At 47.9% G+C, this 26,402-nt stretch carries 25 protein-coding genes and 1 tRNA gene; 14 read left to right on the top strand and 12 right to left on the bottom strand.

Features of this window, described 5'->3' with window-relative positions; translation table 11 throughout:
• Window positions 1-9 precede the first annotated feature (9 nt).
• Window positions 10-909: a LysR family transcriptional regulator gene (locus KFE96_RS02565; RefSeq protein ID WP_255834446.1), complete on the top strand. Its 900-nt coding sequence runs from the start codon at window positions 10-12 to the stop codon at window positions 907-909.
• A gap of 5 nt (window positions 910-914) precedes the next feature.
• Here the strand turns inward: KFE96_RS02565 and KFE96_RS02560 are convergent.
• Both KFE96_RS02560 and KFE96_RS02555 read right to left on the bottom strand, forming a co-directional pair.
• Window positions 915-991, bottom strand: a tRNA-Arg gene (locus KFE96_RS02560).
• Between the two features lie 29 nt (window positions 992-1,020).
• Entirely contained in the window at window positions 1,021-1,419 is a 399-nt protein-coding gene (locus KFE96_RS02555) for a GNAT family N-acetyltransferase (protein ID WP_255834445.1), read from the bottom strand.
• A gap of 175 nt (window positions 1,420-1,594) precedes the next feature.
• Here KFE96_RS02555 and KFE96_RS02550 point away from each other — a divergent pair, with 175 nt between their 5' ends.
• Entirely contained in the window at window positions 1,595-3,133 is a 1,539-nt protein-coding gene (locus KFE96_RS02550) for an ATP-binding protein (protein ID WP_255834444.1), read from the top strand.
• A gap of 72 nt (window positions 3,134-3,205) precedes the next feature.
• Complete coding sequence (locus tag KFE96_RS02545; protein WP_255834443.1) at window positions 3,206-3,976, top strand: thermonuclease family protein; 771 nt, start codon at window positions 3,206-3,208, stop codon at window positions 3,974-3,976.
• On the opposite strand, the gene KFE96_RS02540 is transcribed toward KFE96_RS02545, so the two are convergent.
• The 3 genes from KFE96_RS02540 to fdxA all read right to left on the bottom strand — a co-directional run bounded on the left by KFE96_RS02540 (window position 3,973) and on the right by fdxA (window position 6,344).
• Entirely contained in the window at window positions 3,973-4,854 is an 882-nt protein-coding gene (locus tag KFE96_RS02540; RefSeq protein WP_247019288.1) for an RNA polymerase factor sigma-32, read from the bottom strand. The genes KFE96_RS02545 and KFE96_RS02540 overlap by 4 nt on opposite strands.
• Window positions 4,855-5,057: 203 nt before the next feature.
• On the bottom strand, window positions 5,058-5,558 hold the full coding sequence (locus KFE96_RS02535) for a CarD family transcriptional regulator (RefSeq protein ID WP_247019291.1): 501 nt from the start codon (window positions 5,556-5,558) through the stop codon (window positions 5,058-5,060).
• A gap of 450 nt (window positions 5,559-6,008) precedes the next feature.
• Entirely contained in the window at window positions 6,009-6,344 is a 336-nt protein-coding gene (gene fdxA / locus KFE96_RS02530) for a ferredoxin FdxA (protein ID WP_247019293.1), read from the bottom strand.
• 315 nt (window positions 6,345-6,659) lie between these two features.
• Between fdxA and KFE96_RS02525 the strand changes: the two genes are divergently transcribed.
• On the top strand, window positions 6,660-7,424 hold the full coding sequence (locus KFE96_RS02525; protein WP_255834442.1) for an isocitrate lyase/phosphoenolpyruvate mutase family protein: 765 nt from the start codon (window positions 6,660-6,662) through the stop codon (window positions 7,422-7,424).
• Here KFE96_RS02525 and KFE96_RS02520 read toward each other — a convergent pair.
• Together KFE96_RS02520 and KFE96_RS02515 are read right to left on the bottom strand one after the other, a co-directional pair.
• Window positions 7,421-7,813, bottom strand: a complete 393-nt coding sequence (locus KFE96_RS02520) for an RNA-binding S4 domain-containing protein (protein WP_247019297.1) — start codon at window positions 7,811-7,813, stop codon at window positions 7,421-7,423. The genes KFE96_RS02525 and KFE96_RS02520 overlap by 4 nt on opposite strands.
• Window positions 7,814-7,825: 12 nt before the next feature.
• Window positions 7,826-10,672: a helicase-related protein gene (locus KFE96_RS02515; protein ID WP_255834441.1), complete on the bottom strand. Its 2,847-nt coding sequence runs from the start codon at window positions 10,670-10,672 to the stop codon at window positions 7,826-7,828.
• A gap of 139 nt (window positions 10,673-10,811) precedes the next feature.
• Here KFE96_RS02515 and KFE96_RS02510 point away from each other — a divergent pair, with 139 nt between their 5' ends.
• A complete protein-coding gene (locus tag KFE96_RS02510; protein ID WP_255834440.1) occupies window positions 10,812-12,551 on the top strand; it encodes an amidase in 1,740 nt (579 codons plus the stop codon).
• A 37-nt stretch (window positions 12,552-12,588) separates the two neighbouring features.
• Here the strand turns inward: KFE96_RS02510 and KFE96_RS02505 are convergent, their stop codons facing one another.
• Entirely contained in the window at window positions 12,589-13,167 is a 579-nt protein-coding gene (locus tag KFE96_RS02505; RefSeq protein ID WP_255834439.1) for a carboxymuconolactone decarboxylase family protein, read from the bottom strand.
• Window positions 13,168-13,279: 112 nt separating this feature from the next.
• On the opposite strand from KFE96_RS02505, the gene KFE96_RS02500 reads away from it, so the two are divergent.
• Both KFE96_RS02500 and rpmB read left to right on the top strand, forming a co-directional pair.
• Complete coding sequence (locus tag KFE96_RS02500; RefSeq protein WP_247019318.1) at window positions 13,280-13,669, top strand: helix-turn-helix domain-containing protein; 390 nt, start codon at window positions 13,280-13,282, stop codon at window positions 13,667-13,669.
• Between the two features lie 149 nt (window positions 13,670-13,818).
• The gene (gene rpmB / locus KFE96_RS02495) at window positions 13,819-14,106 is read left to right on the top strand and encodes a 50S ribosomal protein L28 (RefSeq protein ID WP_247019320.1); all 288 of its coding nucleotides are present in this window, start codon (window positions 13,819-13,821) and stop codon (window positions 14,104-14,106) included.
• 68 nt (window positions 14,107-14,174) lie between these two features.
• On the opposite strand, the gene KFE96_RS02490 is transcribed toward rpmB, so the two are convergent.
• Entirely contained in the window at window positions 14,175-14,594 is a 420-nt protein-coding gene (locus KFE96_RS02490) for a hypothetical protein (protein ID WP_255834438.1), read from the bottom strand.
• Window positions 14,595-14,706: 112 nt separating this feature from the next.
• Here KFE96_RS02490 and KFE96_RS02485 point away from each other — a divergent pair, with 112 nt between their 5' ends.
• Window positions 14,707-15,132, top strand: a complete 426-nt coding sequence (locus KFE96_RS02485) for a helix-turn-helix domain-containing protein (RefSeq protein WP_255834437.1) — start codon at window positions 14,707-14,709, stop codon at window positions 15,130-15,132.
• Here KFE96_RS02485 and KFE96_RS02480 read toward each other — a convergent pair.
• From KFE96_RS02480 to cobS, 3 genes are read right to left on the bottom strand one after another with little or no spacing between them, the layout of a single operon-like run.
• The gene (locus KFE96_RS02480) at window positions 15,129-16,163 is read right to left on the bottom strand and encodes an esterase-like activity of phytase family protein (RefSeq protein ID WP_255834436.1); all 1,035 of its coding nucleotides are present in this window, start codon (window positions 16,161-16,163) and stop codon (window positions 15,129-15,131) included. The two genes, KFE96_RS02485 and KFE96_RS02480, sit on opposite strands and share 4 nt — an antisense overlap.
• 25 nt (window positions 16,164-16,188) lie before the next feature.
• Window positions 16,189-18,048: a cobaltochelatase subunit CobT gene (cobT, locus tag KFE96_RS02475; RefSeq protein WP_255834435.1), complete on the bottom strand. Its 1,860-nt coding sequence runs from the start codon at window positions 18,046-18,048 to the stop codon at window positions 16,189-16,191.
• Between the two features lie 18 nt (window positions 18,049-18,066).
• Window positions 18,067-19,062 carry a cobaltochelatase subunit CobS gene (gene cobS, locus KFE96_RS02470; protein ID WP_255834434.1) on the bottom strand — a complete coding sequence of 332 codons (996 nt, stop codon included), beginning with the start codon at window positions 19,060-19,062 and terminating at the stop codon, window positions 18,067-18,069.
• 151 nt (window positions 19,063-19,213) lie between these two features.
• Between cobS and KFE96_RS02465 the strand changes: the two genes are divergently transcribed.
• The 6 genes from KFE96_RS02465 to KFE96_RS02440 all read left to right on the top strand — a co-directional run bounded on the left by KFE96_RS02465 (window position 19,214) and on the right by KFE96_RS02440 (window position 26,392).
• Entirely contained in the window at window positions 19,214-19,477 is a 264-nt protein-coding gene (locus tag KFE96_RS02465) for a BolA family transcriptional regulator (protein ID WP_247019328.1), read from the top strand.
• Between the two features lie 87 nt (window positions 19,478-19,564).
• Window positions 19,565-20,116, top strand: a complete 552-nt coding sequence (locus KFE96_RS02460; protein ID WP_255834433.1) for a beta-lactamase hydrolase domain-containing protein — start codon at window positions 19,565-19,567, stop codon at window positions 20,114-20,116.
• 328 nt (window positions 20,117-20,444) lie between these two features.
• Window positions 20,445-23,129 carry an aconitate hydratase AcnA gene (acnA, locus tag KFE96_RS02455; RefSeq protein ID WP_255834432.1) on the top strand — a complete coding sequence of 895 codons (2,685 nt, stop codon included), beginning with the start codon at window positions 20,445-20,447 and terminating at the stop codon, window positions 23,127-23,129.
• 298 nt (window positions 23,130-23,427) lie between these two features.
• Complete coding sequence (locus tag KFE96_RS02450; protein WP_255834431.1) at window positions 23,428-24,147, top strand: thioredoxin family protein; 720 nt, start codon at window positions 23,428-23,430, stop codon at window positions 24,145-24,147.
• Between the two features lie 41 nt (window positions 24,148-24,188).
• Entirely contained in the window at window positions 24,189-24,356 is a 168-nt protein-coding gene (locus tag KFE96_RS02445) for a hypothetical protein (protein WP_247019343.1), read from the top strand.
• 83 nt (window positions 24,357-24,439) lie between these two features.
• Window positions 24,440-26,392, top strand: coding sequence for a DEAD/DEAH box helicase (locus tag KFE96_RS02440; RefSeq protein WP_255834430.1), 1,953 nt, complete (start codon window positions 24,440-24,442; stop codon window positions 26,390-26,392).
• Window positions 26,393-26,402: the final 10 nt, after the last annotated feature.

Here is a 26,402-nt window from a genome sequence, read left to right as displayed (position 1 = left end):
GAGAAAAGCATGATCCGGCTGGGATTGCATCATCTGGCAATGATCAAAAGCCTGAATGCCACGGGGAATGTTTCTGCCACCGCAAGGGAGTTAGGGCTTACACAGTCAGCCATCAGCCACCGGATGAAAGAAGCAGAACGCCGGGTGAATACACAGATTTTCCACCGGGACAGCCACTCTATTGTGCTTACACAAGCGGGTAAACGGCTCCTTAGGTCTGCCGAGATTATTCTTGAAGAAGCTACTGCGGCGGAACGTGATCTGGATCATCTTTCCACGGGCCACCGGATGGTATTAAGGATGGGGGCTACTTGCTATATGGGTTTTGATTGGTACCCTTCTTTCCTTCATGCACTCGAAAAGAAACTGCCAGACTGCATGGTGGAAATCGCACCCACCATTGATGAAAACCCAGCAAACCTTTTGAATGATCAAGTAGCAGATTTTGTATTGATGGCCGGAACGCTTGAGCAGCCAGACCTGAAAAACACTCCGCTATTTACCGATGAACTTGTTGCTGTTCTTCCGCCAAATCACCCACGCTGCGGAGAAGCTTTTCTGCAACCTGATATGTTCCGTGAAGAAGTATATGCAACCCATCATACCCTGCCAGAGACAGGGCGGGAATATGAAACCCTTTTTAAACCCGCAGGCATTTACCCCAAGGAAGTAATTTCTGCAGGCCAAACCCAGGCTATTTTTGAACTTATTCTGGCGGGCCGGGCCATTACAATTTTGCCGCGCTGGCCCGCGCAGGTTCACGCAAAAAGACTGGGGCTGACCCTAAAACCAATTGGCCCTAAAGGAACCCCTATAAAATGGCATGCTTCCTATAAAAAATCTTCAAAGCAGGAGACAGTTATCCAGCAAATACTGGGGATATTAAAGGAAACTACCGAAAGAGAATAAAGTGGTGGTGACCCCAACTGGATTCGAACCAGTGGCCTACAGATTAGGAATCTGTCGCTCTATCCTGCTGAGCTATGGGGCCATCACATATGATCTCTTAACATGGTGTTTCTAAAGCTTCAATTCCATATCAATACGGTGCATGCCCTTGCCCCAACCATCTTTGATATTACGAATTTCTATGGCACCAAACTTGGCAAAAAACTGATCAGCGTGCTGGCTAGTGGCGATATCAATTGCATCTACTTTCAATTCTCGCGCACCCCCGATAACCGCTGCCATCATCTGGCGACCAAGACCTGCCCTCTGCCCGGTTGGGCTTACCATAATCCAGGTAACGCGCGCCCTGTTCATTTCCTCAATATAGGCTAATCCATAAGCTGCAACCACAGCACCTTCTGTGTTTTGAAGCACCATGTACGTATCCTGATTAGCCTTCAGATATGTTGCGTAATCTTCTTTTTCATTTTCCGCAAAATAGGCAGGGCAGTTCTCATCGAACAGCGCCATACAGGCTTCGAAATACTTAGCTTGATACGGAATAAAGTGCAAAATAAGTGTCCTTTCTACGCCAAGGGCCTTCTCTCATCATAAGGGCGTATCCCCTAACATACCAAAATTTAACCATTTTCCGTTGTAATTATAGTAGCGAATTTCGGGGGGCTGAAAGCAGGAGTATTTCTTCTTGAAGCTGACGAAACTTCTTATTCCGGTTTTTGCCGTTGTAATCATCAGTATTACAGCGATTACTGGCCTTGTTTCCTTCATGGTAAAGAAAGAAGACACAACGGCGCTCAAAGAAGAACGCGCTATCCTTACTCATGAATTGGAAACATTTAATAACCAGTTAGCCGCACTCGCAGAAGATAACGCCAAATGGGATAAAGCTGTCGAGAACCTCTATCTTAGCGAAAACCTAGTTTGGCTAAGACACACCGTTGCATCCACCATTCACGGGAAAAACGAGACAGAAGGTATCGCCGTTATCAAGCCCGATGGTACTATTTTGTATGCAGAATTCGAAAATAATTACCCAGCCCCAGATCAACTTTTATCGGAAAACTTGATAGCCACCATCAATAGTCCGCGCCCGGCACAGCCGCTCACTGCTGCTGTTCAGGGAACTGGCATGTTTATCACGGAAAACCGGATATTCGGGTATGCGTTTCATGAAATATCCTCTGACACCCCTATGGACATTGAGGGCGTCCCTTCTTTAGGACCACGGCCTATTCTGGTATTTTTCAGGGAACTGAACGCACAATCCATTACAAACCTCAAACTTGGCAATGCCATTAAGAATCCTCGTATTCAAAATGATTTACCAACGGTTCTACCTAGTGTTTCTATTGTCGGCACAAACGGCCCAATTGCATATCTGGTTTGGGAGCCATTTAAGCCGGGCAGTGATATAGTAGCAGCCGTTGGCATACCTATCTTTTTCCTGGGGTTGGTGATTTTTATCTCACTGATATTTTTCACAAGAAATGCTTTTACACTCATCAGGGAACTGGAACGGGCCAACAAATCAAAATCAGCCTTTCTTGCTTCCATGAGCCATGAAGTAAGGACACCGCTTAATAGCATTATCGGGTTTACCGAGCTTTTATCTCTTGAATTATTTGGGAAGGTAGAAGGCGAGAAAAACAAAGAGTATCTCAGCCTTATCAAGGGAAGCGGCGAGCATCTGCTGGCTATCATCAATGATATCCTTGATATCTCCAAACTTGAAGCGGGGAAATATGATGTTCTCTCTGAACCTATTGAAACAGATGCACAGATACGTAGTTGCTTGAAACTTCTGGAGCCTGCCGCCCTTGATAAAGCCATTACCATTACAAGCAGCTGCGCACCCACAAAAATCATCACAGATGCGCGTATCTTCCGGCAGATACTCATTAATATTCTTTCGAACGCGATTAAATTTACAGGGAAAGAGGGTAGCATTCATATAAGCGCCAAACCTGTTGACGATAGATTCCGAATTCGTGTTGTAGATACCGGGATTGGTATGTCACCTGAAGATCTGGAAAAAGCCCTTGTTCTTTTTGGGCAGGCATCTGGCGCACAGCAACAAGATATAAAAGGTACAGGACTTGGTCTTCCTCTCGTGAAACGGTTTATGCAGCTGCTTGATGGCGAGATGGATATAACCTCCGCCCGAAATAAAGGCACTACGGTTTCTCTTTGTTTTCCCATGAAAAATAAAGGGAAACGGCTTTAATTTTATCTTTGCAGTTTCCTTATTCTCTGGCTTACTAGCTCTATGACTGGGGGCTCTATACATACATTTTTTATGCTAGCTTATTTCTGGCTTTCTACACCGCCGGAAATTGATTTCGATGCAACAGCTTTAGGGTTATCTAAGTGCGGCAATGCCGTTATCGCAGAAGCCACTTCTGGTGATAAAGTAAGGCTGTCCTCTGGTGAAGATATTCAGCTAGCTGATATCAAAGCTCCAGAATATTGGCAGGCGCCTTCCCAATATAAAAGCTGGCCGTATGCTGCTATTTCCAAAGATATTCTGCATGAGATGGTAAGCGGAAAGGCAGCAAATTTTTATTGCGGTAATAAGCATATGAATTTTCAGGGCACAAAGGTTGCCCATATATTCATAGAAAATAACACATGGCTCCAGCAGAAACTTCTCTCCGAAGGTACAGTATTTTTCTATCCTGGCGCTCTATCAAAGCCAGCCGTTAAATCTCTCTATACTCAGGAGAAAATAGCACGCGAAAGCGGCAAAGGTATTTGGGAAAAAGGTGTCTACGGCCCTAAGGCAGCACTTGATACCGACCTCAAATCTGGCTGGTTTCATATTGTCCGCGGCACTGTGATTTCCGCAAAAAAGGTGCGCCAAACTATTTATCTGAATTTCGAGGAGAACTGGCGGGAAGATTTCACGATAGAAATCCCAGCGAAAACAGCGCGAGCCATGAAAAAAGCGGGTCTAAACCCACTTGATATGGAACATAAATCTGTTGAAGTGAGAGGTATTATTGAATGGGGCGGAGGCCCTAAAATCATCCTCACATCCCCAAATCGGTTAAGGCTGCTACCGAATTAGCCTTCTGCGAGACCTGCCATTACAGGATCACCTACCTGATTGATAAGCGCTTGCTTCAGCTTACCTAGCGCTTGAGCTTCAAGCTGACGTACCCGTTCTTTCGAAATACCAAGCTGGCCACCAAGAACCGCAAGAGTTACACCCTCTTCCTTAAGCTGACGCTCACGGATAATGAAGGTTTCACGCTCGGTTAGGTTTTCCATTGCCTTTTCAATAAGTGCTGCTTTCTTCGAGCTATCATGGGTTTCCATGATTTCCTGCTCTGGCGCAGGCGATTCTGAAACGAGCAAATCCTGCCATTCCTGTGCAGATTCGTCAGCAACAGGTGCATTAAGCGAACGGTCATTAGCCGTCATACGGCCTTCCATCGCTTCTACATCCACAAGGCGCACACCCATTTCTTCAGCAATTTGGGTCCTGGCAATGAAAGAAAGCGGACGGTCAGGGTCAACCCCCATACGGGCTTTAAGGCGCTTCAGGTTAAAGAAGAGCGCTTTATGCGCTGATGTCGTGCCCGTACGTACAATCGACCAGTTGCGGAGCACATAATCCTGCACAGCAGCACGTACCCACCAGCTGGCATATGTGGAGAAACGAACATCACGGGATGTCTCGAACCGGTAAGCTGCTTCCATCAGGCCAACCGTGCCTTCTTGGATAAGATCTGAAACTGGCAAACCATAGTGGCGGTATTTACTGGCAGCCGCTATCGCGAGCCTAAGGTGTGCTTCGGTCAGTTTCTTGAGCGCATATTCATCGCGTTCCTGCTGCCACGCAAGAGCAAGATCACCCTCCTCTTCGCGTTCAAGCATCGGGGCCTTCATTGCAAAACGAATAAGCCTACGGTCTTCTGTCGTCGCCCAATTTCCTCGCGCCAAATCACCCTCCCAGTTGACAGTGCCAGTACTATGGTCAATGCATCATTGGTTTTAATGCATTCGATTAATGGAATGCATTATGAAGGATTTTTTCGCAATTGCAGCAATTTTTTTAAGGAAAGGTTAAAAAAGTTTGTGAGCATAAAAAAACCCACCTGAAAAATCAGGCGGGTTTTTCGCAGAAATCATTGGAGTCGCAAGGATTAAGCAGCTAGCTCTTTCTCCAGCTTCACCATTGCTGCTTCTTCGTCGATATCCTCAACTGCAGCAAGTTCACGAGCCAAACGGCCAAGCGCTGATTCGTAAATCTGGCGCTCACTATAAGATTGCTCAGGCTGATCAGCACCGCGGTGCAGATCACGCACAACTTCGGCAATTGAAACCAGATCACCACTGTTGATCTTTGCTTCATATTCCTGTGCACGGCGGCTCCACATTGTACGCTTGATGCGCGCCTTACCTTTAAGGGTTGTGAAAGCTTCTTTCAGTGTAGCATCAGAAGATAAACGGCGCATACCGCTTTGCTCTGCCTTGTTTGTAGGCACGCGAAGTGTCATCCGTTCTTTTTCAAAGCGAACTACATAAAGCTCTAGCTTCATACCAGCGATTTCCTGAGCCTCAAGCTCAGTAATTTTACCAACGCCATGTTTTGGATAAACGATGTAATCACCAACGGAAAAAGGATTTTTATTTGCTTTAGCCATTCTGGTCTATTGTCCTTCTCTATATACTCAAACTGTTCAAACCCCATAACCCCCATCGGTTATAAACCCGTCTGAACAGAAAAATGGTTTCACACGCAACCAGTTTGGCTTTAGGTCGCGGAAACCCCTGAGGAAATATCACTTGATTTTCCCCATAAAAATGCTTCAAACTCAAATCGCGAGCTATCGAGAAATGCGTTTGCAGCTTCATTAAATTGTGGTGGTGCCAGCCACCCGTGAAAAGGCTCAGCCAGTTACGGTTTGCCTAGAGACCATTCACGTCATTGAGAATGACTATAACATAAATTTCATAAAAAAAGTAGCCCTAAGGCCAGCTTTTCTGCGTTTTTTGAGCATTTACTCATAAAAACACAAAAGCCGAAGAAATACTCTCCGGCTTTTTTTGTAATAATATTAGCCTGTTAACAGACGCGCTCAAACCTTTGTGATTTAATCGCCTTCCCCAGGGTTTTCTGAAAGTAATTCAGTTTTACCGTCTTTTTTGGCCCAATCGTCAGCATCTGGCATCGGATCTTTCTTAACGGTGATATTTGGCCATTCTTCAGAGAATTTAGTATTAACTTCCAGCCAATATTCCAAACCATCTTCTGTATCAGGCAAAATAGCTTCCGCAGGGCATTCTGGCTCACACACCCCACAATCGATACATTCGTTCGGATTAATCACCAATGTGTTCTCACCCTCATAGAAACAGTCTACAGGACACACTTCTACACAGTCAGTATATTTACAGTTGATGCAGGCCTCAGTGACAATATAGGTCACGGGGTTTCTCCTTCATTATTCCTAAAACCATCAAGGGTTGGTTTCAGGGCAGTATATGCCTAAAACTGGCTAAAACAGCAATGCCTTTAGTCAAATATTCCAATCAACTATATGACATATGCCTTTTATTTAAGGCTCTTTTGCTGACTTAACAGGGAAAAAGCAAGCATCTTGCGGCTCATTTTTTCTTAACTGTCACACCATAAAACCCAGATATATTCGAAACTTCAGATTGAGGTCCGATAGTGGCCAGCGCCCAGAGATAGACTCACTTACGAAAGGAAAGCAACTAAACCACCAAACTGGAATTCAAGTATGACACATGCCTTAAAATATCATCACTTCAAAACCTTACACCAACAAGAGCAACCACTTCAGCTCTATAATATATGGGATGCAGGAAGTGCTAAAGCACTTGAAGCCACAGGTACGCAGGCTATTGCCACAAGCAGCGCCGCAGTTGCCATGGCGCAAGGATATGAAGACGGCGAATATATGCCCTTTGCGGACCTTCTTAGAACAGCACAACAAATTGCCACATGTAGTGATCTGCCATGTTCCGTTGATTTTGAAGCTGGTTACACACAATCTGACAAAGAACTCGCAGCAAATACTAGAGCTCTTCTTGAAGCCGGTGTCATCGGTATCAATTTTGAGGACTGGGATAAATCTGAAAGTAAGTTAAGGCTCGCTGAAGAACAAACCGCCAGAATCCGTGCCATCAAACAAACATCTGACACGCTTGACCTACCCCTTTTCATCAACGCCCGAACGGACTTATTTCTCAGGGAGAGTAATCCAAACAATCACCAAAACCTGTTAGAGGAAGCAATTGAACGCGCTCATGCTTACAAGGAGGCTGGCGCTGAATGTTTCTTCGCACCCTGCCTGAATGACCCTGCACTGATTAAAGAGCTATGCGAAAAAAGCCCTATCCCTATAAACATCATGATGATGGAGGGTGCCCCAACAAAAGCTGAGCTAGCAGAATTGGGAGTGAAGCGTATCAGTTTTGGATTCGCACCTTATCTGGAAGCTATGGCTGGTATTAAAAAAGCTGCGAGAGCTTTTATGGCCTAACGGTCCATCAGTTTATCAATAGCACGCCGTTCGGCTTTAGTCGGACGGCCAGCGCCCGCTTCCCGCGTTGCGCCTTGCGGCTCAAAAGCTTGCTGTTCTTTTGGTATGGGTGGCGGAGTGAGATCTTCGTAAAGCGCTTGTGCTTCTGGTGCAGGGCCGCGACGTACACCAGGTGCGATCATTTTAATGACCTTAATCTCATTCTCTTTTGGGAATGTCAGCACATCGCCAGTTTTGATGGTAACGCTGGCTTTCGAGATATGGGAACCGTTCAGGCGCACTTTACCGGTTTTACAAACCTTGCCGGCCAAAGTGCGGGTTTTAAAAAAACGGGCGTGCCACAGCCATTTATCAAGCCGTATCTTTTCGCCCGTTTCTTCAAAATTCATTATGCGCCAGACTTACTTTTTAGTCAGAGCGTCTTTAAGGCCTGCAAGTGCCGCAAACGGCGAATCAGGGTCTGCCTGCTTTTCACGCTTTGGCGGACGTGCTGAATGAGTGCGTGGGCCAGACGGTTTACCGCCCTTGCCTTTACCCTTAGGGCCGCGGCCTTTACCTTGAGGCTTACCACCTTCGCGGTTGCCTTGAGGACGACCACCAGCACGCGGCTTGCGCTTCGGTGCCCACTGGAAGAAAAAGCGTTCAACCAGTTCTTCTTCAGCGGATGCTTCCTCAGTGTTTTCCTCAGCAGTTTCAGCTTTTGCTTCTCCAGCCGGAGCCTCTACCGCCTCAGGAGCAGTTTCCTCAGCAGGCTTTTCTTCGCCTTCTACAGGCGTTTCTGCATCCGATTCCGCCTTTGGTTCTTCAGCTTTCGGCTCAGGTGCAATTTTGCGAACTTCATGCTTATAGCCAGCCGCCTTCATCACATCTGCGAAATCTTCACCAGACAGGCCAACAAGACCCATGATCTCAGGTGTTACTTCAAACCACTCAACATTCTGGCCAAGCGGGCGTACAGCATCAGCCAGACGCTCAAGCATATCCATGCGAACAGCTTTTTTGCCAACCGGCACGAAACCAGCAAGTTCATAGAACTCATCCGGTGCTGTTGTTTCTGTTTCCACCCAAACCATACCCGGTGTCGGGATTGTAGGCAGTGCAGAAATTTTACCAGCCATTGCCCACATCAGCAGACGTAGCTCTGTTGCATGTGGCTTCATCACAAGCGGCATATAAAGGCTGGAGGCACCAATACGAATACCAAAACGGCGAAGACCTTTACGAGCTTCCTGATCAAGCTGACGCAGATCACCATCCACATTCTTACGAGACATTACACCGTAATTCTCTAGAAGGCGGAAAGCCACACCACGCGCAAGGCCAGTAAGCGGCGCTGCATCTTCAGGCGCTTCCACTTCACCGTTCAGTTCCTGTGCAAGCTTCACAAGCGGCTCAAGCTTTTCAGCGATCCGCGTATCCAGCCATTCCTGCGTTTTGGAGAGAACAAGTTCAGCGTTTTCACCAGTTAGCAACGTGTTTGCCACAAGCTTCACACGCGGGCCGAAAAGAGCGCCGCTATCATGAACAGTTGCAACAGGTGCGCCTTCCCACATTAGCTTCGGGAATGCGAGGCCTTCCTCAAAATTGAACTCAAGTGTTTTCACACCGATGTTTGCAAACAGTTTTGCACGGCGTGTCAGTTCAACCTGCAGCGCCTGCTCGGCAGCTGCTTTGAGGGTCTTCTGGTCGTCACGAGCTGCGCCCGGTTCAACACGGAAAGAGAAACCATTTAGTTCACCGATTTCGTGTCCTTCGACAGAAACCTTATTTGTATCGTTATCGATGCTCACGCTGAGTTCGCCCCTTTGCCTGAGCGAGCGCATGAGGACAGCCGTACGGCGATCCACAAAACGCTGGGTTAATTTTTCATGCAGCGCATCAGATAATTTATCTTCCACACTACGCGTTACATGTGCCCAATGGGCACTATCCTGTAGCCAGTTTTTCCGCTGAGAAACATATGTCCAGATGCGGATACTAGCGATTCGACCGGCCAAGGTATCTATATCACCGTGGCAGTTGTCAAGCCGCTTAACCTGCTTAGCGACCCAATCATGCGGAATTCTGCCCGCCGGGCCCATTAAATCCACATAAATTCGTCTGAGCAGGCTTATATGATCTTCTTGTGACAGTTTTCTGAAATCAGGAATTTGGCAAACATTCCAAAGCCTTTCCACAGATTCCGGATTATTGGCGAGCTGTGCAATCTCTTCATCTTCACCAAGAACCTTCAGTGCCCGATAATCTGTAGCTTCACGGGTTCTATGAAGGCCATCTGTCGTCGCAGGTTCATCAAGAGAGCGTAAAAGCCGGGGAATCGACGCGTAGCTAAGCCTGTGATTCCGCCAGAAAATTCGCTTAACAGGTTCAAACTGATGCTCTTCGATCTGGGCAACCATCATTGGATCCATGGCGTCGCCCTCACCACCGCCAAGAGTAGAGAACGTGCCGTCCTTCTTATAACGGCCTGCGCGACCTGCTATCTGACCAGCCTCTGCCGCTGTCAGGTCCCGAAACGTACGGCCATCAAATTTTTGTAATCCAGCGAAGGCCACATGACCTACATCAAGGTTCAGCCCCATACCAATGGCGTCAGTTGCCACCAAATGATCCACTTCTCCTGATTGGTACATTTCCACCTGCGCATTTCGGGTACGCGGGCTAAGCGCACCCATCACAATTGCAGCACCCCCTTTTTGACGCTTAATAAGCTCTGCCATGCCGTACACGTCACTTGAGGAAAAACCAACAATCGCACTGCGGCGTGGCATCCGAGTGATTTTTGTTGGTCGGATATGAGACAAGTTAGAAAAGCGCGGGCGTGTAAGAATTTCTGCTTCCGGGATCAGCCGCTGAATAAGATGGCGCATTGTCTCAGCACCCAAAAACAGCGTTTCATGTTTGCCGCGAGAATGAAGAAGATGTTCGGTAAAAATATAACCACGCTGCGGATCAGCGGCCATTTGTATCTCATCGATAGCAACAAAATCAGCAGTGCTGTAACGCGGCATTGCCTCCGCCGTACACATAAAGTAACGAGCGCCTTCCGGTACAATTCGCTCTTCTCCGGTTAGAAGCGCAACCTGATTCTTGCCTTTAACAGCCACCACACGGTCATAAACTTCACGCGCGAGCAGCCGCAGCGGGAATCCCATGACACCGCTGGAGTAAGCAAGCATACGCTCCACCGCATAGTGGGTTTTCCCTGTATTTGTAGGCCCAAGAACCGCTTTGATAATGCCTGCCATAATACTCTCGTTGGCTGAAAACTGAAGCGTCGTTGATATCGTTCCACGGATAGATTGCCAAGCCAAGAATCACCAAAGCGTGATTCTCATAACGGTTTATTTATGTATGATAGCGTCAGTTATTTCAGGGGAGGGAAATATGTCAGTTAAGAAACACACACCTAAAACGCTTGATCGCCGTGCTTTTCTGCGTTCTGCAGCCGCAACGGGCGCTGTTGCCGCTACTGGGGCTGTGCTTGCCCAAGAAGGGAATGCACCGCTTGAAAAGCCCGCAGACCTCAATTACGCAGAGAAAATACTCGGCCTCACATATACTGACGACGAACGCGCCACGATTTATGATGGTCTGGAAGGCGTAGTAGACCGTGTACGCCTACGCCGGGCCAATGCACCACTGCAAAATGAAGATGCCCCGGCGCTGACATTTGACCCACGCCTGCCAGGGAAAACCTACCCAGCACAAGAAAATAAGATAGCGCTCGCTAATAGAAGCGCAGGTAACCTGCCAAAAAAAGATGAAGATATCGCCTTCGCTCCACTCTGGAAGCAATCAGAATGGATACGTACTGGTAAAATTTCTTCCGTACGCCTAACAGAGATTTACTTAAAGCGTATCAATGAGCTAGCACCTAAGCTCGAATGCTTTGTAACCGTAATGGCAGATACAGCTCGTAAAGAAGCCCAGATGGCTGACAGAGAAATGTCAGCAGATCAATACCGCGGGCCGCTTCATGGTATTCCTTATGCGCTTAAAGATCTCGCAGATACCAAAGGTGTGAAGACAACATGGGGCGCAGAACCATATAAAAACCGCGTACCTGATGAAGATGCTGAGTTGGTAATACGCCTGAGAAACGCTGGTGCAGTGCTCCTCGGGAAAACAACGCTTGGCGCCCTTGCCTATGGCGACCGCTGGTTTGGTGGCCTCACCCGCAACCCATGGAACCTGGAAGAAGGGTCTTCTGGCTCCAGTGCTGGCTCGGCATCTGCCACAGGGGCTGGTCTATGCGGTTTCTCTATTGGTACAGAAACGCTGGGCTCGATTGTCTCTCCGTCCACACGCTGTGGTGTAACCGGCCTAAGACCAACCTTCGGCCGCATCCCGCGTTCTGGCGCAATGGCGCTTTGCTGGTCTTTGGATAAGTTTGGGCCTATCTGCCGAAGTACAGAAGATACAGCGCTGGTACTAGCTGCCCTTAACGGTAAGGATGCCGGGGATCCAAGTTCCCTTGATCACGGCTTTAACTATAATGCCGAGACTGCCGCTAAAGGCCTAAGAATTGGCTATAATCCTGCCTGGTTTGAAAATGCTACAGATACCGATAAAGCCGTACTCAAAGCCATAAAAGATATGGGTTTTGAAATGGTTGAAGTAAGCTTGCCGGATATGCCGTATGGCAGCCTGATCACCACCCTCGAAGTGGAAGGTGCTGCAGCCTTTGAAGAACTGACGCTTACAGACCGAGATAATCTTCTGAAATGGCAAGCACCACAGGCTTGGCCAAATACCTTCCGCGGTGCACATTTACTGTCAGCTGTAGAAGCATTGCAAGTAGACCGTTTCCGCAGGCAGGTAATGGAGATGATGGACGGTATCTATGAAAAAGTAGATGTGATCATCTCACCAAACTTCGCGGCTGGCTTGCTATTGATCACTAATTATACAGGCACACCGTCACTTACACTGCCAATCGCCATGGAAAAACGCCAGGTTACGCAGCGTATCCACGGCCCTGAACTAGCAGAGGATCGTGATCCGATTGATCTACCCCACACCATTACAATGTGGGGGAATATGTTCCGTGAAGATCAAATCATCGCGCTTGGCCGCCTGCTCGAAGAAAAATTCCGTTTCGATAAAAACCGGCCTTCGCTTTAATACAAAAAGGGCAGCCTTAATCGGCTGCCCTTTTTGATTATCCTCTTAACGTAGGTTTTTTCCACGCCTTGGCTTGTGCAGCTTGATCAAGCGGTGTCTGTGCAATCGCATTTGTGTAATTGCTCATCATCTTAACAGCCAGACCCAGCACCACTTCAAGGGCGTGTTTTTCACTGTAACCTGCATCAAAAAAAGCTCTCACTTCAGCTGGTGCGAGACTTCCTTTGGTACGCACCATATCCCGGGCAAAAATTCTCAGCGCATCATGCTTGGCGTTTGAAAGAGCCGCACCATTTCTAAGCGCTTCTACATCAACCTCTAGTAAGCCTGAGTTTTCAGCCAGAATCGTATGCCACGGCATGCAATATTCACAGTTGTTTTCAAAGTTTGCAGCTTGGTAGACAATTTGTTGCTCGGCGGCGGTGAAACTACTTTCGCCAAAAGCATCCCAGCCAGCCATATAAGTTGCAAGCAACCCTGGTGACTGCGCCATTACTTTTTCAACATTCGGAATCAGGCCAAAGGCGGCTTTAGCAGCTAACAGATGTTCTTTTGATGCCTCAGGCGCTGTTGTTTCATCAAAACGGGCAAAAGGTTTAACTTCATAATCAGACATACATTTATCCTTCTCGGAATTAATAGAGAAACTCTTGTCTTTTAAACCTGATCATGAGATTACTTTTATGCAAGTACGCACCTTTTGGTAACTATGAAAAAGGTAAAAGATTATGTATGAGATGCCAAAATCAAAATCTGATGTTGCTGGCGATGTCTTTTGTGCAAAATGCCCCGCCCGATATCTTATTACCAAGCTCTCCAGCAAGTGGAGCCTGCTCATTATTGATGCGCTGAAAGATGGGCCTATGCGTAACGGTGAACTTATGAGGTTTATTGACGGCATTTCTCAGAAGATGCTGACCCAGACCATCAAAGAACTTGCGGAAATGAAGCTTGTACACAGAGAAGATCACCAAACTATACCGCCTCATGTGGTATATAGCCTGACGCCGCTTGGAGAAGGCTTGCAGGAGAAAATCTGCTCGCTTGACCGATGGATCGAAGAGAATGTCATTGCGATGGTCGAAGACAATAACTCTATTCCGTTGAAGCTAATCTAGGCTTAGCACTCCAAAAGGCGCAATAAACCTTGACCCTGCTTGGCGAATCACATAAGTAGCGCGCTATCCGTGCTGATTTTAGCATGTGAGATGTAAACGATCATAAAGATTCCAGCGCATAAGCGCTGAGAAAAAGAAGGATAAAGATCATGGCTCGCGTATGTGAACTAACTGGTAAAAAAGTAATGACTGGTAACAACGTGTCTCACGCACACAACAAAACTCGTCGTCGCTTTCTACCGAACCTAACAAATGTAACTCTTCTTTCTGACACTCTAGGCCGCTCCGTGCGTCTGCGCATTTCTACACACGCGCTACGTTCTGTTGAGCACAACGCTGGCCTGGATAACTTCCTTCTTAAAGCTCGCGACGCTGATCTTTCAGCTACAGCGCTGAAGCTGAAGAAAGAAATCAAGAAGAAGCAAGCTGCTGCATAAGCATCACGCTCTATCTAGATTTACCAAACGCCGCGGGAGCAATCCTGCGGCGTTTATTTTTACGCACATTACGCCGGTTCAGCTGCAACCTGTTTGGTAAAACGCTGGTGGATAAACCCAATCATCACACCGTAAACCGCAAACTGGATAAGGTTCATTGGTAACTCAACCAAAACCCACGCAGTAACTGACGGCACCGCATATTTCGCAGGCTCTGCGAGCCACATATATGACCCCAGAAAAATGCCAAACATCATGCTCAGAAAGAAGCCATCTTTGATAGTAGCTTGATTGTTTGTACTTCGTTCAAGAAGCAACGACAAAATCGCTCCCTGTATAATCATAGCAGCAAACCCCAAAGGCATAATTGGTTCTGGCCGCAAATGCGCAATCCCTGCGTAATGATCAGCATTCAAAACAAAGTGTGACGTGCCCTGTACGGCAAACGTAACCACCATAAAAGCAACAATAGAAATAATATGTTTCACCGGAAACCCCTCCTATTCCTTCGACTTATTACTTGCTTTTTGCAAGTTAAATTTACCCTACGAGAATAACTTGTTATTTGCAAGCATTCTATATTCAAGGTAAAATCTGTTTATGACACAGAGGAATTCAACAGAATGGCACGGCTGCCCAATCCGGTATGGGGCCTCGATCTTCGGAGACAACTGGAGCATGCTGGTTTTGCGTGATCTGATGTTTAAAGGCGCTCGTCATTTTCAGGATTTCCTGAACGCAGGCGAAGGTATTGCCACGAACATTCTCACCAACAGGCTTAAAAAGCTTGAAGAAGAAGGGGTGGTAAAAAAACTGCCTGATCCGGAGCACGGTGTGCGTAAAATCTATCAACTGACAGATAAGGGTCTGTCGCTCGTTCCTGCAATGCTGGAAATTATTGATTGGTCTGAAAAGTGGGATAACCAGACAGAAGTACCGCAAGAGTTTTCAACTGACCTAAGAACAGACCGAGCGGCGCTGGCCTTCAAAATCATTGAAGACCTCAAAGTCAGTTATAAAGCCTAATCGGGCTTAACCTCATCGTAAACTTTCATCACCAACTTATGTTCTGGTTTCCAATCAAAGACCAAAAGAAGTGTGCGCTGGCGCAGACTGAAATTATCATCCGACATCATATAAATACGGATACGGCCATCCTGCAGCGGGACGATATCCATCGCTTCCATGTTATCAACACTATAAGGCGGTTCCAGATGTGCAAGTTCATAGCCTGCAAGTGTGTGACCTGCCGCAATACCTTCCGCCGCCAAGAGTATAACTTTCGCCGAAACCCCATCGAGCGGTGAATAATGGCGCATCAGAAGGAGTACATCCCCATTCGGAAGCGTTGCAGCATCTGTAGGAGAGTAATTGGCTGGCGGTATAAAACCGATGCGGCGGGAAGTTTCCTTATTTGTAATCCAAACAGGTAACGATCCTTTAGCATCCTGACCGTGCTCAGCAAACAGAAGTAAATCACCATTTGGAAGCTGGGTAATTGCCTCCAAACCGCCATTCCGCGCCATCTCCGAATAATCCGCAGCAACAGGATACTCAACTGGTTCACCAGCGATTGTATCTGTTGTCATCAAACGGTGGTCCTGTTCAAAGCTGATCAGATACTTTCCATCTTGTGCCCTAATAATACTTTCAGCATCAAAGGAAGCCTTAGCCAGAAGGCCTACTCCGGCGAAACTATTGATACTGCCGGGGCTAGTGAACAGCGTATCTTTACCCGCGTCAATGTGGGCTGCGAACCAATCACCTTTATCGTTCACGGCAATCAGCTTCTTACCATCATCCTCAACAACCATTCCAGAGAAGCCACCGAAATCATCGTTATCAGCTGTAAGCGCCCAACCCCGCATGTAGGTAAGCTCACCTACCTTAAACAAGCCCGGGTCTTCTTCATTCAACGGTAATTTTTCCACGCGTACATTAAACGGCACGCCTTTGCCTTCCAGCTCAGCGGCCAGATGCTGGCGCCCGAAATAACTGGAAACACCAGCGAGCAAGGAAAATACAATGATCCCAATAACCAAAAGTTTGTTACGCATGTGCCGTAAACCTATTTAACTGCAACTACCGAATTTTTCGTGGTGTTGGTACTATATCTGCGAACAAGGCTGCAAGCTGTTCTGTCATCGCGCCGCCCAATTGCTCTGCATCAAGTATGGTAACCGCCCGCTGATAATAGCGTGTTACATCATGGCCGATACCAATAGCGATCAATTCCACAGGAGATGCTTTTTCAATCCATTTGATCACCTGCCGCAGATGATTTTCAAGGTACGTACCTGTGTTCACGGAAAGCGTGCTGTCATCCACTGGTGCGCCGTCAGAGATAACCATAAGAATACGGCGTTCTTCAGGGCGGGAAATAAGCCGGTGATGAGCCCACAAGAGCGCTTCACCATCAATGTTTTCCTTCAGGAGCCCTTCCCGCATCATAAGCCCCAAATTACGGCGCGCACGGCGCCAAGGGCTGTCTGCGGTTTTATAAACAATATGCCTTAGATCGTTGAGGCGACCTGGTTTTTCAGGACGTGATGCCTGCAGCCATTTCTCGCGGGATTGTCCGCCTTTCCATGCCTTTGTTGTAAAGCCGAGAATCTCTACTTTCACGCCGCAACGTTCCAGAGTACGAGCAAGAATGTCAGCTGAAATCGCTGCAATAGAAATTGGCCTACCGCGCATAGAACCTGAATTATCCAGTAAGAGCGTTACCACCGTATCCTTAAATTCGGTTTCTGATTCGAGCTTATAAGAAAGCGGCCTTAAAGGATCTGTTACCACCCGAGAAAGACGCCCCGAATCGAGAAGACCTTCTTCAAGATCAAAGTTCCAGTGACGACGCTGCTGCGCGAGTAAGCGGCGCTGCAAACGGTTCGCGAGCTTGGACACAGCACCCGACAAATGCGCCATCTGCTGATCGAGATATTTCCTCAAACGTTCAAGCTCTTCAGTGTCACACAGCTCTTCCGCTTTGATAATTTCATCAAATTCTTCAGTGAAGACCTTATAAAAGTGTCCTTCAGGAAGCTGATCAAGCGGGCGGTTTGGCCGCCAAGGCATTGCGCCTTCATGCTTACCTTCCCCGGCCTCAGCTTCTGTGTCGTCTGTATCTTCAACACCCGCTTCAGATGATGCTTCATCATCATCCGCTTCGCCTTCACTATCTTCCGTACCTTCAGCGCCGTCGGCATCACCCGCTTCATCCTGGCTGGATTCTGCTTCCTGTTCTTCAGGAGCATCCGGGGCAGTTTCTTCTGGGCTTTCGGAAGTTTCTTCCTTGTCTACCTGCTCGCCCTCACCTTCGCCAACAAGTGCGGAAATGATAGTACGGCTGATCACAGACAGGCCGCGCTGATCATCCACCTTATCCTCAAGCGTATCAAGAAGATGACCAATGCTTTCTTCAAGCCATTTACGCTGGCCTTCCACCGCAAGAGTTGCCTCTTCTGGAGGTGCCATACCCGTTAAACGTTCACGGGCCAGAAGCCCTACAACATTTGCAAGCTTTGCCTGCTCATCATCTGATGGGCGCATAAGGCCGCTTTCAAGCGCACGCTTGCTTTCAAGCACAGCCATATTAGCTTTCATACCCGGCATTTGCCGTGCGCCAATTGCTTCAAAACGCGCTTGCTCCACCGCATCAAATATCGCTCGAGATACAGCACCGCCCGGTGCCAGCTTTTGGTGAAGCGCAGCATCATGATGGCGGTGTTTCATAGCCATGCTATCTGCATGCCCGCGTACTTCAGAAATATCTTTCATCTGAATTTTGTGCGGTAGCGTCGGCACTCGGGCTTCTTTCCCAACCAGACCCGGGATATCTGCCGTGAACTTAACCTCAAGATCACGATCACCGGCAGCGGCCTTGGTGGTAGAGATTACAGCCTGCTCAAAGACTTCGCGGTTTTTCTGGCTTCCATCAGCCATGAAGCGTCCTCTCCGGGCTTAACCAACAAGCAAATTTGTTGCAGATTCTTTCAGTTCATCACCAAAAGCCCGCTGATAATATTCAGCTACAATTGCGCGCTCAGCTTCATCACATTTGTTGAGGAAACTTACACGGAAAGCAAAACCAACATCACCAAAGATCTGCGCATTTTGGGCCCATGTGAGAACCGTACGTGGGCTCATCACCGTAGAGATATCTCCAGCCATGAAGCCTGTGCGAGAAAGATCAGCCACCCGAACCATATTTTCAATGATCTTGCGGCCTTCTTCGCTACCATACTCAGGCAACTTCGCCACCATAATATCGGTTTCTGTACTGTGCGGCAGATAATTAAGCGTAGATACAATATTCCAGCGGTCCATCTGGCCCTGGTTAATTTGCTGCGTACCGTGGTAAAGGCCTGTGGTATCACCGAGACCAACCGTGTTTGCTGTTGCGAAGATACGGAACGCCGGGTGTGGACGAATGACACGGTTCTGATCTAGCAGAGTAAGCTTGCCTTCAACTTCAAGAACACGCTGGATTACAAACATCACATCCGGGCGACCTGCATCATATTCATCAAACACAATCGCCGTTGGGTTCTGAAGCGCCCAAGGCAGAATACCTTCCTGGAACTGAGTAACCTGCTTACCATCCTTGAGGACAATGGCATCTTTACCAACCAGATCAATACGGCTGATATGGCTATCAAGGTTCACGCGGATAGTGGGCCAGTTAAGACGCGCAGCAACCTGCTCGATATGCGTTGATTTACCTGTGCCGTGATATCCCTGGATCATCACACGGCGGTTGTGACTGAAGCCAGCAAGAACCGCAAGTGTGGTGTCTGGATCAAACACATAGCTGCTGTCCACATCCGGCACATGTTCTGTATGCTCAGCAAACGCTGGCACTTCCATATCAATATCAATACCGAAAGTTTCACGAACCGAAACTTTGGTTTCAGGCATATCCAAACTTGGCAACTTATCGGCCGCAGCTGCGGTCATATCACATCCTTTTCCCGTGACTTACAATCTGGCACTTGCCAAATAGAAATTGATCACCATCCTAAGAGGTGAGGGGCAAGTTTTAGCAGATACGCAAATTCCTGCCACCCCGATTATAGGTAATATTATTTTATGTGAGAGTAAGGCAAAAATGGGTGAAGTCACTAAACGAATTGAAAAAAGGCTAAATGACGCACTTTCTCCGCTGCATCTGGAGATTATAGACGACAGCGAAATGCACCGAGGGCACGGTGGTTATAGGGAAGGCGGCGAGAGCCATTTCACTGTTGTGATAAAAGCAGAAGCCTTCACAGGCAAAAACCGCGTAGCCATGCAGCGCATGGTGATGGATGCTCTTAAGGAAGAACTAAAAGGCCCTGTTCACGCGCTTTCCATTAAAGCCAGCGCTCCATAAAACAGAGCCTGAACAATCTTTTTACATTAATTATTAGTATATTTGAGCTATAATGCGTGCGGGGTTGAGAGTGAAGGAAGCAAAAGCATGAAGTTTTTAGTACCTTTATCAATGCTCTTAGCGCTCATTTGGAATAGCCCCGCTGTTGGCCTTCAAGAGCAGCAAGCGCAAACAATCCCAAAAGAGGATGCTCTTCAGGTTCCAAATCTTCAAACACCTATCAAGGGCCTGCTCGTTGGCGGTCAGCCTGAAAAAATGGACATCGCTAAAATCAAAGCACTTGGCTTTGATACCATTATAACGCTGCGCCCCTATACGGAAGAAACCACCGCCCTAACCTACGATGAGAAAATGGTGGTTGAAGATTTGGGTATGACCTTCGTGCGCATTCCCATTCAAACAGAAATCGACCTTAATGACCGAAATTTAGCGCTTCTAAATCAAGCACTTGAAGCCGCAGGCGGCAAAGCCTTTGTTCATTGCCGTACGGGTAACAGGGTTGGCGCCATGCTCGCGCTCCGTGCCTTTAAAATGCAGAAGGTGCCATTTGCAGAAGCGATGGAGCTAGGCAGAAAGGCGGGCCTGAACACATGGACAGAAGCCACAGAAAAACGCCTCAAAGGCGAAGCTGATCAGTAGTTAACCTTAATTACCTTCCAACCTGACTTCGCTTTAATTGCATAGAGCTGTGGCGCAAGCCTGCGATGGTGATGGCCATTAAACTCAGGGCTACTAGAAATTCTGCTGTCGTAAATTCAGTCATTGTATTTTTCCTTCTTTGACCTACATAAAATTATATTCAAATAAGGCGCAAACATGGAGAAAATGGGGAGTCTTCGTTGCAAATTGGGCCACTTTGCGTCATAAACGCTTTGTCAGAACAAACAGCTTTATGTGGTGCAACACACCCTATTCTTGCTCTTCCCTGTGATGCGCCCCAACCCCTTGATATGGAGGTCTTCGTCGCATGGCATCAGTTGGACAGGACACACTAAATACCCGCCGTACACTTTCCGTTGGTGGTAAAGATTATGATTATTTCAGCTTAAAAGCCGCGGAAGCACATGTGGGTGATATCTCTCGTCTGCCGTATACGCTGAAAGTGCTCCTTGAAAACCTCTTGCGCCATGAAGACGGTACATCCGTTAAAACAGAAGACATTCAGGCACTGGCAGATTGGCAAAAAGAACGGAAGATTTCCCACGAAATCGCTTATCGCCCGGCGCGGGTATTGATGCAGGATTTTACAGGTGTACCTGCTGTTGTGGATTTAGCTGCAATGCGTGCGGCGATGGTAGAAATGGGTGGTGACCCTGAACTCATTAACCCACTGGCGCAGGTTGACCTCGTGATCGACCACTCTGTGATGGTAGATAAGTTCGCAACCAAATTTGCCTTCAAGGAAAACGTTGATCTGGAGATGAAACGGAATGCCGAGCGGTATGAGTTCCTTAAATGGGGCCAGAACTCGCTGGATAATTTTAATGCTGTGCCGCCCGGCACTGGCATCTGCCATCAGGTAAACCTTGAATATATCGCCGACACTGTCTGGACCACCGAGGACGATAGCGGCAACACGATTGCTTATCCTGATACCTGTGTGGGAACAGACAGCCATACCACCATGATAAACGGCCTTGCAGTACTGGGCTGGGGCGTAGGGGGTATTGAGGCGGAAGCGGCCATGCTTGGGCAGCCCGTTTCCATGTTGATACCAGAAGTGGTTGGTTTCAAGCTCACAGGTAAACTTCTTGAAGGTATTACAGCCACAGATCTGGTGCTTACAGTTGTTCAGATGCTACGCGAGAAAGGCGTGGTAGGTAAGTTTGTTGAGTTTTACGGTGACGGGCTTGATGAGCTTACACTGGCAGATCAGGCAACCATCGCCAACATGGGCCCTGAATACGGTGCCACTTGCGGCTTCTTCCCCATTTCCCAGCAAACACTGGACTATCTTACCTTCACAGGCCGAGATGAAGAAACGGTAGCACTTGTTGAAGCCTATGCCAAAGAACAAGGTATGTGGCGTGGCCCCGGCTCTGAAGAACCAATTTTCACCGATACTCTTGAGCTGGATATAGCCACCGTTAAACCGTCGCTCGCAGGCCCAAAACGCCCGCAAGATCGAGTTGAGCTTGCCATTGCAGATACAGCCTTTGAAGACGTACTTGAAAGCTTTGGGAAAGCTGGAGATAACGCAGACTATAGTGTGGAAGGTGAAGATTTCAGCCTGAACCACGGTGATGTCTGTATTGCGGCAATCACCAGCTGCACCAACACATCAAACCCCGGTGTTCTTGTGGCAGCAGGCCTCGTTGCCAAAAAAGCAAATGAACTGGGTTTAACAAGAAAACCATGGGTTAAAACTTCTCTTGCCCCCGGCTCACAGGTAGTCACGGACTATCTGGACAAAGCCGGCCTTACAGAGCATCTGGATGCTCTTGGTTTTAACCTCGTAGGATACGGCTGCACCACCTGTATCGGTAATTCAGGCCCACTGGCACCACCAATTTCCAAAACCATCAATCAGTGCGATCTAGTTTGCACCAGCGTGTCTTCAGGTAACCGAAACTTTGAAGGCCGCATTAGCCAGGATATCAAAGCCAACTATCTGGCAAGCCCTCCGCTTGTGGTGGCTTATGCTATCGCCGGTTCTATGAAAATTAATGTCGCTACGGATGCTATTGCGCAGGATAAAGACGGCAACGATATTTTCCTGAAGGATCTATGGCCCACGAACGCAGAAGTTCAGGCAGCCATCAACGCCGCTCTTACCCGCGATATGTTTATTGAGCGCTACGCTAATGTGTTTGAGGGCACACCAGAGTGGCAGGAAGTACCGGTTTCAGAAGGAAAAACCTATAACTGGAATGAAAAAAGTACTTATATCCAGCACCCACCTTTCTTCCAAGGTATGGGACATGATGTTAAGCCAACAGAAAACATTATTGGCGCACGTCCACTTGCACTTCTGGGCGATAGCATCACAACAGACCATATCTCACCTGCTGGTGCCATTAAGGCAGATAGTCCTGCAGGAGAATATCTTCAGTCCAAAGGTGTGGAAAAACGGGATTTTAATAGCTACGGCTCTCGCCGCGGCAATCATGAAGTTATGATGCGCGGTACGTTTGCCAACATTCGCCTCAGAAACCTGATGGCACCAGGCACTGAAGGAGGCTGGACTACACACCAACCATCTGGTGATGTGATGAGTATTTTTGATGCTTCCATGCAATATCAGGAAGCTGGTATCCCACTTGTGGTAGTTGGCGGCAAAGAATATGGGACAGGTTCTTCTCGCGACTGGGCAGCTAAAGGTACAAATTTACTAGGGGTGAAAGCCGTTCTGGTGGAGAGCTTTGAACGTATTCACCGCTCAAACCTTGTGGGCATGGGTGTCCTCCCGCTCCAGTTTAAAGACGGTGATAACAGAGAAACCCTGAATCTTACGGGAACGGAAACTTTCGATATCACAGGCATAGAAGGGACAATAGAACCCCGGCAGGACGTGGGCGTTACCATTCATTATGAGAATGGTTCTTCGAAAGCCATCACAGCACTTTGCCGGATAGATACGGAGAATGAAGTCGATTACTTCAAAAATGGCGGTATTTTACATTATGTACTGCGCCGACTGGCATCAAATTAACAGAATCAAATCGAAGATTCGGTCACGATGGGTAGCTTAAATGGTTATCCATCGCCTTATAAAACCATACTTTTTCATAAAAAATGAGATATTTTCACAAAAAAACAAACCCTTTAAACTTTAGGTTTTTCGAAGAAAACCACTCTTAAATCGCTCATACACCCTTGCTTTTCCATACAGAAACCGCATAGAAGAGAAAAATTTTACTATTAAGGCGTGTTCAAGGGTGTTGGTTCAGCAACTATTCACACACAGGTGATTGGTTAGTTACGAAGCAACATCATACATAATAGTGGTTATGAAAAAACTGTTGTTACCATTGTTGTTTGTTTTGTTTGCTTTCAGCCCGGCAAAGGCTGATGCGCCACGCTTAACTGTGCTTGAGCTATTTACCAGTCAGGGCTGTTCAAGTTGCCCACCTGCTGACGCGATCCTCAAAACCATGCGTGATCGCCCTGGTATTTTAACTCTTTCGTGGCCGGTTGATTATTGGGATCGCCTTGGTTGGGAAGATACCTTTGCAGCACCTTATAATACCATGCGCCAAACAGCTTATAACAAGCGCTTTGGTCGTGGTGGTGTTTTCACTCCGCAGTTGATCCTTGATGGTTCTGTTCAGTGTATTGGTTCCAAAATGGAAAAAGTACGCAAGAATGTTGCGAAAGCAAGGGCCCGCACACGTATTGATATCACACCAGAGATGTCTATTTCAGGCAATCAACTTACTGTAACATTACCTGAAAGCACTGACGCAAAAATGATTGCTGTTCGTGTTGTATGGTATCTATCTGATGCTGAAGTAGCTATTGGCGAAGGCGAAAATGAAGGCCGCACGCTCCATTATACTAATGTAGTACGTGCGACAGACCTTCTTGATGAATGGAAAGGCCAGCAGCGCACCTATACCATTGATCTGGGCACAGGTATTGATGCCGGTGCAGATAATGTCGCAATTCTTCTACAGGAAGAATATGGTCACGGCGCTATCATTGGCGCGAACCATATGCCAATTTCGTAAGCTGATAGCGATACAGCTTATCCTCTAAAAACGGAATCTTCTTGACTCCTTACCGCGCGCCAGATAAACAGCGCGCGGCGAAAGAGCCGGCCTGCCTTCTGTTTGAACGCTTTCCGAAGGATTATTCAGGCCAGAAAGAACGAAGTTTCCGCGTGATGTCACGCTACCCATTTGATTTGAACGGTCAGCCGTTCCCCTCATCAGGTTAAGGAAAAAGCGTTCCCGCCACATTGTTAAAAGTTTTGACCTGCAGCGGGAGCCTGTGGGCCTTGACCTATTGATTGGAAATAGAATGACCAAATTTGCTGAGCTTGGCCTGAGCGCGCCGATTCTTGATGCGCTGACTCGCCTTGAGTTCGAAAATGCTACTGAAATTCAGGCTGCATCAATCCCACACCTTCATGACGGGCATGATCTAACAGGTATTGCACAAACAGGTAGCGGTAAAACAGCTGCGTTTGTAATCCCCGCGCTTGAGCGTATCCTGCAGAAAGAAGAACGTGCGAAACCAGGTATGCCGCGTGCGCTTATCCTTGCACCAACCCGCGAGCTCGCTATCCAGATTACTGAAACGGTAAAGGAACTGTCTTCCTGCATGCGTGCCAGCTGCTGCACCATTTATGGCGGTGCCCCATACCGCACGCAAACGCACATCCTGCGCCGCGGTGTTGATATCCTTGTGGCAACTCCTGGCCGCCTCAAGGACCATATGAAGCGCGAGAACATCTTCCTTGATGAAGTTGAATATTTCGTTCTTGATGAAGCTGACCGCATGCTGGATATGGGTTTCATTGATGATGTGCGTGATATTGCTAAGCAAATCCGTGGCTATCACCAGTCTATCATGTTCTCTGCAACCATGAACCCGCGCATCCGCGACCTTGCAGAAACACTCCTTAACGAACCAGTGAATGTTGAAGTTGCCATGCAGGCAACCATTGCTGACAATCTTTCACACTCGGTTATGTATGTGCCTGGCCACCAGAAGAAAGACCTTCTTCTTCACATGCTGGAAACCAAACAGCCTCATAAATCTCTCGTATTCGTTCGCACCAAAAAAGATGCAGAAGAATATTGTGAATTCCTCAAAGAAGAAGGGTTCACAGCTGATACGCTGCATGGTGACAAGGTTCAGAAAATCCGCCAGCGCACCATCCGTGATTTTAAAGCAGATAAGTTTGATTTCCTTGTGGCAACAGATGTTGCAGCACGCGGGCTTGATGTGAAAGATATCACGCACGTTTTCAACATTGATGTACCGGTTGATCCTGAAAGTTATGTACACCGTATTGGCCGTACGGCCCGTGGCGGTGCCCACGGCGAAGCTTATACATTCTGTGGCAAGAATGACATGGGTAAACTGCGTGCCGTTGAAGCTCTTATTAAAATGGAAATCTGGGTTGATGCAGATCACCCATACCCACTGACTTTCAACAAATCTAAAACCAAACGCGGTGATTTCCTCAAGTCACGCGGTAAAGGCAAACCGGGTGATCGCAGAGGCCGCAGTGATAACCGTGGCGACCGTGGCGGCAGAAACGATCGCCCACGTCGTGATCGGGATAATCGTCCTCAACGCCGAGATAGAGATGAGTTCTCAGGTCGCGGTGAACGTAATAGCCGTCCAAACCGCGATGACCGCCCACGTCGCGATAGAGATGACCGCCGCCCACAACGCCGCGATCATGATGAATTCCAGCCACGTGGCGAGCGCAGCGAGTGGTCAGGTCGTTCAAACCGTGAAGACCGTCCACGCCGTGACAGAGATGACCGCCCTCAGCGCAGAGACCGCGATGACCGTCCAGCACGCGGCAACTGGAATAATGACAAGCCTCGCGGCGATCGTGATGACCGCGGCGCTCGCAGCAGCAGAGATGATCGTCCTTCACGCGGCAATTGGGGTGATAAACCTCGTCGTGATCGCAATGATCGCCCACAGCGCGGTGGTTGGGATGAAAAGCCTACCTTCCGTAAAGCACGAGATGACCGTGACGAACGTAAACCACGCGGTGAAAGAACAGAGCGTTCTGAGCGCCCAAATCGCAGCGAGACGCCTGAAATTAAGAAAGACAAGAATTTCGGCAAGCCAAACAGCAAAGCGAAAGCAAAGGTTAAAGGTGGTAAACGCCCTGCAGTTGCCGCACGTAAAGCCGCAAAGAAGGCTGCAGCGATGAAAAGCAGCACACCACGCCGCGGTGCTGCAAGAAACGCCGGCGGTAATCAACCGCTGCGCCGTCGTGGATAATAATCCTAAG

The organism is Kordiimonas sp. SCSIO 12603, from assembly GCF_024398035.1.
Lineage (GTDB): Bacteria > Pseudomonadota > Alphaproteobacteria > Sphingomonadales > Kordiimonadaceae > Kordiimonas.
Note: the sequence above shows the minus strand (reverse complement) of the source record. Positions and strands in the feature narration are given on the sequence as shown.